This window comes from Chryseobacterium barbadense (assembly GCF_042849955.1).
Taxonomy (GTDB): Bacteria; Bacteroidota; Bacteroidia; order Flavobacteriales; family Weeksellaceae; genus Chryseobacterium.
Genome location: NZ_BAAFHL010000094.1, coordinates 1 through 5,654, shown reverse-complemented (window position 1 = coordinate 5,654; position 5,654 = coordinate 1). Strand labels below are relative to the sequence as shown.

Below are 5,654 nucleotides of genomic sequence, written 5' to 3'. Positions count from 1 at the left end.
CCATATAACCATCCGGCAATATACTACATTTGGCCCAAATTAAAAAAAATGACATTTTCTCATCTATTACAAAAAATAGTACAGGATCATGGAACTCATGCCAAATGGCTGAATACGCTTTCTTTTATGGAAAATGCAGGTGCACGCAAAATTTCCGCCTGTGAACACCATTCCAAAGTCAGCTTGATTCAATTGAAACATGCTGCTGAAGAACACCGTCATGCCTATTATCTCAAAAAACAGATCGGGAAGATCAACCCGGAATTATGCAATACTTATGAAAGCAATGAATTGCTTGCCTCCCATGCCACCAGGCAATATCTGCATTCATTAGACATTCAAACCTGCCGCTATCTTCGAAATACTTTTGAGCTTACCAAAGAAGAATTGAGATATGCAGCCTACCTGTTTGTAACCTACGCCATTGAAGTTCGGGCAGATGAGTTGTACCCGGTCTATCAGGATATACTCACCAAAGAATCCTCAAAAATTATGGTAAAATCCATTATTCTTGAAGAAGAAGGTCATTTGGAAGAGATGATCAGTCAGCTGAACGGTTTCTCTCCGGATTGGAAATTGCATGCCAATCATATTCTTAAAATAGAGCAAAAGCTTCATGACCAATGGATCAGTACAATTGCCCAGGAAGTATAAAAGACAATGAGTAACCATTTCCATTTTCAAGCCGCTTTAAATAAAAGAAAAAAGGAAGGCACCTTAAGGTCGCTACGCTTACCTTCTGATGGAATAGATTTTTATTCCAATGATTATCTTGGACTGGCCAGAAATGCAGAGCTGCAAAACCTATTGTTGCACCAGATCAAAGGAGAGCCGAAATTGTTAGCCGGAAGTACGGGGTCTAGGCTGATCAGCGGAAACAGCACTGAAGTTATGGAGATTGAAAAATTTATTGCAGAACAGCATCAATATCCATCTGCCTTGCTTTTTCAATCGGGATATAATGCCAATTTGGCTTTATTATCGACGTTGCCCAATCGCCATGACACTATTATTGCAGATGAGCTGATTCATCGTTCTGTACATGACGCCTGCAAAATGTCTAATGCCACTAAATTAAAATTCAGGCATAATGATCTTGAAAATCTGGAAGAAAAGCTGAAAAAACAAAAAGGACATTGTTATATCGCTGTTGAAAGCCTTTATTCTATGGATGGCGATTTGGCTCCGCTTAAGGATATTGCGGCATTAGCTGAACAATATTCTGCTTCCCTGCTGGTAGATGAAGCCCATGCTTTTGGAGTTTTTGGAAACGGCTTGGTGGATCAGCAGCAATTACAGGATAAGGTTCTGGCAACGGTAGTAACATACGGAAAAGCTCTCGGTGCTCATGGAGCAGCTATCTTAACAAATGAATTGATCAAAGATTACCTGATCAACTTTGCATCGCCTTTTATTTACAGTACTTCACCTCAAAACTGGCAATGGAAAACCATAAAAAACAATTATAACTATCTCAAAACTACACAGATCTCAAACCGGTTAATGGAAAACATCAGAACTTTCAGAAATCAGGATTTGCCAACGCCTTCATCTGAAATCAGCCCTATACAGGCTATCATTATTCCTGATGTCATTAAGTTAAAATATATACAACAGGTATTATTGGAAAAAGGATTTCTCACTTATGCTATATGCAGCCCGACCGTGAAGCCCGGAACCGAGAGACTTCGAATCTGCCTGCACAGCTTCAATACCGAAGAAGAGATCATGGAACTGACCCAAATCATTCAACATAACATCTGATGAAAGAGAGACTTTTCATAACGGGAATAGGAACCGGAGTAGGTAAAACTATCTGCTCTGCGGTTCTGACCCGGTATTTTGGCGCTGATTACTGGAAGCCCATACAATCCGGTGACCTGCATTATACGGATAGCATGACTGTGAAAAATCTGGCAGGTAAAGAGGTGGTTTGCCATCCCGAAACTTATCGTCTGAAATTGGCTGCATCTCCACACCAGTCTGCCGCAGAAGAAGGAATTTCTATTCAAGTAAAGGATTTCAGTTTGCCGGAAACTTCTAAACCCCTGATTATAGAAGGAGCAGGAGGACTGATGGTTCCTCTTTCCAATACAGAATACATCATTGATCTTATTGAAAAACTCAATATCCCGGTAGCCCTGGTTGTAAAAAATTACCTCGGGTGTATCAATCACAGTTTACTATCGATCATGATGATCAGGCAAAGGAGCCTGCATTTGAAATATCTCATTCTCAACGGAGGTTTTCCTCGAGATACAGAACGTATTATCTGTGATCAGGTAAAAAAAGAAGAAACAGCTATTATCAGGATACCGGAGTTTAATCCGCCCACCCGGGAAAATATGGATATCCTATTAGAAAATTTAGAATTATACCATGAGTAAAAAAACAGAACTTAGAAACAACTGGACTAAAGAAGAAATAGAAGCGATCTACCATTTGCCTCTAATGGAGCTTATCTATAAAGCGGCAACCGTACACCGTGAATGGCACGATCCTTCAGCAGTACAGATTTGCACTTTATTATCCATTAAAACAGGAGGCTGCCCGGAAGACTGCTCTTATTGCGGACAGGCTGCCCGTTACCACACCAATATTAAAGTACAGGCTCTTTTGCCTACTGAAACCGTTATTGAACATGCAAGGAAAGCTAAAGAGGGCGGTTCATCCCGTTTCTGTATGGCAGCCGCATGGAGAGAGGTAAGGAATAACAGGGATTTCGACCGAGTGATTGATATGGTAAAAGGAGTAAACGACTTGGGATTGGAGGTCTGCTGTACCTTGGGAATGTTAACGGAAGAGCAGGCAGCCCGCCTTCAGGAAGCAGGACTGCATGCCTATAACCACAATCTTGACACTTCGGAACAGTATTATGAGGAAATAATTTCCACCCGTACTTTTGATAACAGAATCAACACCATAAACAATGTAAGAAAGGCAGGAATTACCGTTTGTTCAGGAGGCATCATCGGATTAGGGGAAACGAACAGAGACAGAATATCCATGATTCTCACGCTGGCCACCATGCCGAAACATCCGGATTCCGTTCCGGTGAATGCTTTAGCAAGAGTAGCAGGAACACCTTTGGAAAATAATCCTAAAGTAGATACCTGGGAAATGGTAAGAATGATCGCAACAGCAAGAATTGTAATGCCTGCTTCTGTGATCCGTTTGAGTGCAGGACGTATAGAAATGGACGAAACCGAGCAGGCCTGGTGTTTTATGGCAGGAGCCAATTCCATATTCACAGGAGAAAGAGAGACCTTATTGGTTACACCAAATCCCGGAGTTTCCGAAGATATGCAGATGCTTACCAATTTAGGCTTGAAACCGATGGTTAAAGAAAGTATACCAACAACATGCACAACGAATTAAAGAAACGAGACAGGGCAGTTAACTGGCATCCGTACACTCAAATGCAGACCGCAGAAGATGCCATTCCTATTATTCGTGGGAAAGGGGTTTACCTTTATGATAATGAGGGAAAGAAATATATTGATGCAGTTTCCTCATGGTGGGTTACGCTTCATGGCCACGCCCATCCTTATATTGCCCAGCGTGTCAGTGAACAGCTCAATACACTGGAACAGGTTATTTTTGCAGGATTTACCCATGAACCGGCTGTTCTGCTTTCAGAAAACCTGCTGAGACTGCTTCCTGATCATCAGCAAAAGGTTTTTTATTCCGATAACGGTTCTACAGCTGTTGAAGTTGCATTAAAGATGTGCATTCAATATGCCCATAATCAGGAAAAGACCAAAACAAAAATACTGGCTTTCAGAAATGCTTATCATGGAGACACCTTCGGTGCCATGTCGGTAAGTGGAAGAAGTGTCTGGACACATCCATTCAGGGATTTGCTTTTTGATGTTGTATTCATTGATGTTCCCACTTCGGAAAATATAACCGGCTTAAAACAGCAGATTCATGAAATAAAAGATGAGATTGCCTGTTTTATTTATGAGCCTTTGGTACAGGGAGCTGCAGGAATGCTTATGCACAAAGCCGAAGATCTGAGTGAACTGATGAGATTCTGCAGAACACAGGAAATCCTTATGATACAGGATGAAGTATTCACAGGCTTTGGCAGGACCGGGAAATTATTCGCTGCTGATTATTTATCTGAACAACCTGACATCATGTGCTTTTCAAAAGGTCTGACAGGCGGGACCATGCCTATGGGAATTACCACCTGTTCTGACGCCATTTACAATGCTTTCTTGTCTGAAGACAAATACAAAACCCTTTTCCATGGGCACTCTTTTACCGCCAATCCTTTAGCATGCTCAGCGGCGTTAGCAAGCATGGAATTGCTATTAAGCGAAACCACTCAATCCGATATCCGCAGGATAACAGAGCAGCATCGTCAATTTACAGAAGTCCTTAGAACATGTAAGCAGGTTGAAAATGTAAGACAGACAGGAACTATTCTGGCATGGGAATATAAAACAGAGAAAGAGGCCTCTTATTTTAATGAGACAGGAAAAATGTTGTATGATGAATTTCTGCAAAAAGGAATTCTTATCCGCCCATTAGGAAATATCCTGTATCTGGTTCCCCCTTATTGCATTACTAAAGAAGAGCTCGATTTTGTATATGCCCAGATTCTGGAGATCAGTTCCAGTTTTGAGCATCTGAAAACTGGTGTTGATGCGGGATGCTCCCACTTCCTACAGGAAAGATAAAGAAGTTATTCATACCGCTTATTTCGGCATCTATAAGTGAACCTGAAAGAGTGGTATGGCTTTCTTTCTTCAGGATAACATCAAGAGTTAGCACCGGGTCTTTCTGAATCATGAAGAAACTTCCTAAAATATTGATAATTTCATACGTATTGAAAAATTCTGCGTATTCATTATTTTTTTTATTAGGATTAAAAAACCTCATTGTCAGATGACTGGAAATTCCAGCTCCTGAAATTTTACCCGCTACAATCTTCTGATCCATAATAAAATGAGTAAGCCCTGTTATAACACTTACTCCTTCGTTGATGCTTACTATATAAACACTCTCTATTTTCTTAGCCTTCCAAAAGCGGCCTAGCAAAGTTTGTATATTCATATCAATGCCGGGAAATCCTTAGTAATAAATTTTCCTGTTTTGTATTTTTAATACTTTATTCTTTTCCATATTCTTAATGACCCTGATCACGGTCTCCACCCGCAATCCAGTTAATGAAGCCATTTGTTGTCTTGTTAAAGGAATCTGGAAGGAGTAGGGCTTTTTATCTTCATGATAGCTTTTGAGGTAATCCATAAATAATTTCAATTTGGATTCCGGGCTCTGGAAAGACAGATTATACAGCATAATATACTTATAATACATTCTTTCCGCAAGACATTGATAAATATTGACGCTGACTTCAGGATTCTCCTGGATCAGTTTCAAAAAATGAGATTTGGGCAATTTAATAATTTTGCTGTCATCAATAGCTACAGCGTTCATAGGATAAGGCCGGTCTATAAAAAGAAGGGATTCTCCAAAGCTCTGCCCATCAGAAAATAAATTCTGAATAAATTCTTTACCGTCCTCATTATAATTATTCAATTTTACTTTACCCTGCAGAATCTGGAAATAATAGAGTGGGGATTCTCCTTCCCGAAAAATAATTTCATTCGCCTCATATTTTCTGACTTCTGCTCCTAATGAAA

7 protein-coding genes are annotated in these 5,654 nt (G+C 40.3%); 5 read left to right on the top strand and 2 right to left on the bottom strand.

Annotation, left to right across the window (positions count from 1 at the left end; translation table 11 throughout):
* Positions 1 to 48: 48 nt before the first annotated feature.
* From ACGHIN_RS16300 to bioA, 5 genes are read left to right on the top strand one after another with little or no spacing between them, the layout of a single operon-like run.
* Positions 49 to 654 (top strand): hypothetical protein, encoded by a 606-nt coding sequence (locus tag ACGHIN_RS16300; protein ID WP_390455955.1) that lies wholly within the window; start codon positions 49 to 51, stop codon positions 652 to 654.
* A 6-nt stretch (positions 655 to 660) separates the two neighbouring features.
* Complete coding sequence (locus ACGHIN_RS16295) at positions 661 to 1,764, top strand: aminotransferase class I/II-fold pyridoxal phosphate-dependent enzyme (RefSeq protein WP_390455952.1); 1,104 nt, start codon at positions 661 to 663, stop codon at positions 1,762 to 1,764.
* Positions 1,764 to 2,387 carry a dethiobiotin synthase gene (gene bioD / locus ACGHIN_RS16290; protein ID WP_390455949.1) on the top strand — a complete coding sequence of 208 codons (624 nt, stop codon included), beginning with the start codon at positions 1,764 to 1,766 and terminating at the stop codon, positions 2,385 to 2,387. The genes ACGHIN_RS16295 and bioD overlap by 1 nt, the downstream gene beginning before the upstream one ends.
* Entirely contained in the window at positions 2,380 to 3,378 is a 999-nt protein-coding gene (bioB, locus tag ACGHIN_RS16285; protein ID WP_390455946.1) for a biotin synthase BioB, read from the top strand. Before bioD ends, bioB begins: the two co-directional genes overlap by 8 nt.
* Positions 3,363 to 4,688, top strand: coding sequence for an adenosylmethionine--8-amino-7-oxononanoate transaminase (gene bioA / locus ACGHIN_RS16280; protein WP_390455943.1), 1,326 nt, complete (start codon positions 3,363 to 3,365; stop codon positions 4,686 to 4,688). Before bioB ends, bioA begins: the two co-directional genes overlap by 16 nt.
* On the opposite strand, the gene ACGHIN_RS16275 is transcribed toward bioA, so the two are convergent.
* Positions 4,618 to 5,064 carry a PCC domain-containing protein gene (locus ACGHIN_RS16275; protein WP_390455940.1) on the bottom strand — a complete coding sequence of 149 codons (447 nt, stop codon included), beginning with the start codon at positions 5,062 to 5,064 and terminating at the stop codon, positions 4,618 to 4,620. The genes bioA and ACGHIN_RS16275 overlap by 71 nt on opposite strands.
* An 18-nt stretch (positions 5,065 to 5,082) precedes the next feature.
* Positions 5,083 to 5,654, bottom strand: a 572-nt coding sequence (locus ACGHIN_RS16270) for a Crp/Fnr family transcriptional regulator (protein WP_390455937.1), incomplete at its 5' end; no start/stop codon positions are given.

What these genes read in the sequence shown, in the direction of transcription:
- bioA (WP_390455943.1), top strand. Translation starts at nt 3,363, where the DNA reads ATGCACAACGAATTAAAGAAACGAGACAGGGCAGTTAACTGGCATCCG.
- ACGHIN_RS16300 (WP_390455955.1), top strand. Translation starts at nt 49, where the DNA reads ATGACATTTTCTCATCTATTACAAAAAATAGTACAGGATCATGGAACT.
- bioB (WP_390455946.1), top strand. Translation starts at nt 2,380, where the DNA reads ATGAGTAAAAAAACAGAACTTAGAAACAACTGGACTAAAGAAGAAATA.
- ACGHIN_RS16275 (WP_390455940.1), bottom strand. Translation starts at nt 5,064, where the DNA reads ATGAATATACAAACTTTGCTAGGCCGCTTTTGGAAGGCTAAGAAAATA.
- ACGHIN_RS16295 (WP_390455952.1), top strand. Translation starts at nt 661, where the DNA reads ATGAGTAACCATTTCCATTTTCAAGCCGCTTTAAATAAAAGAAAAAAG.
- bioD (WP_390455949.1), top strand. Translation starts at nt 1,764, where the DNA reads ATGAAAGAGAGACTTTTCATAACGGGAATAGGAACCGGAGTAGGTAAA.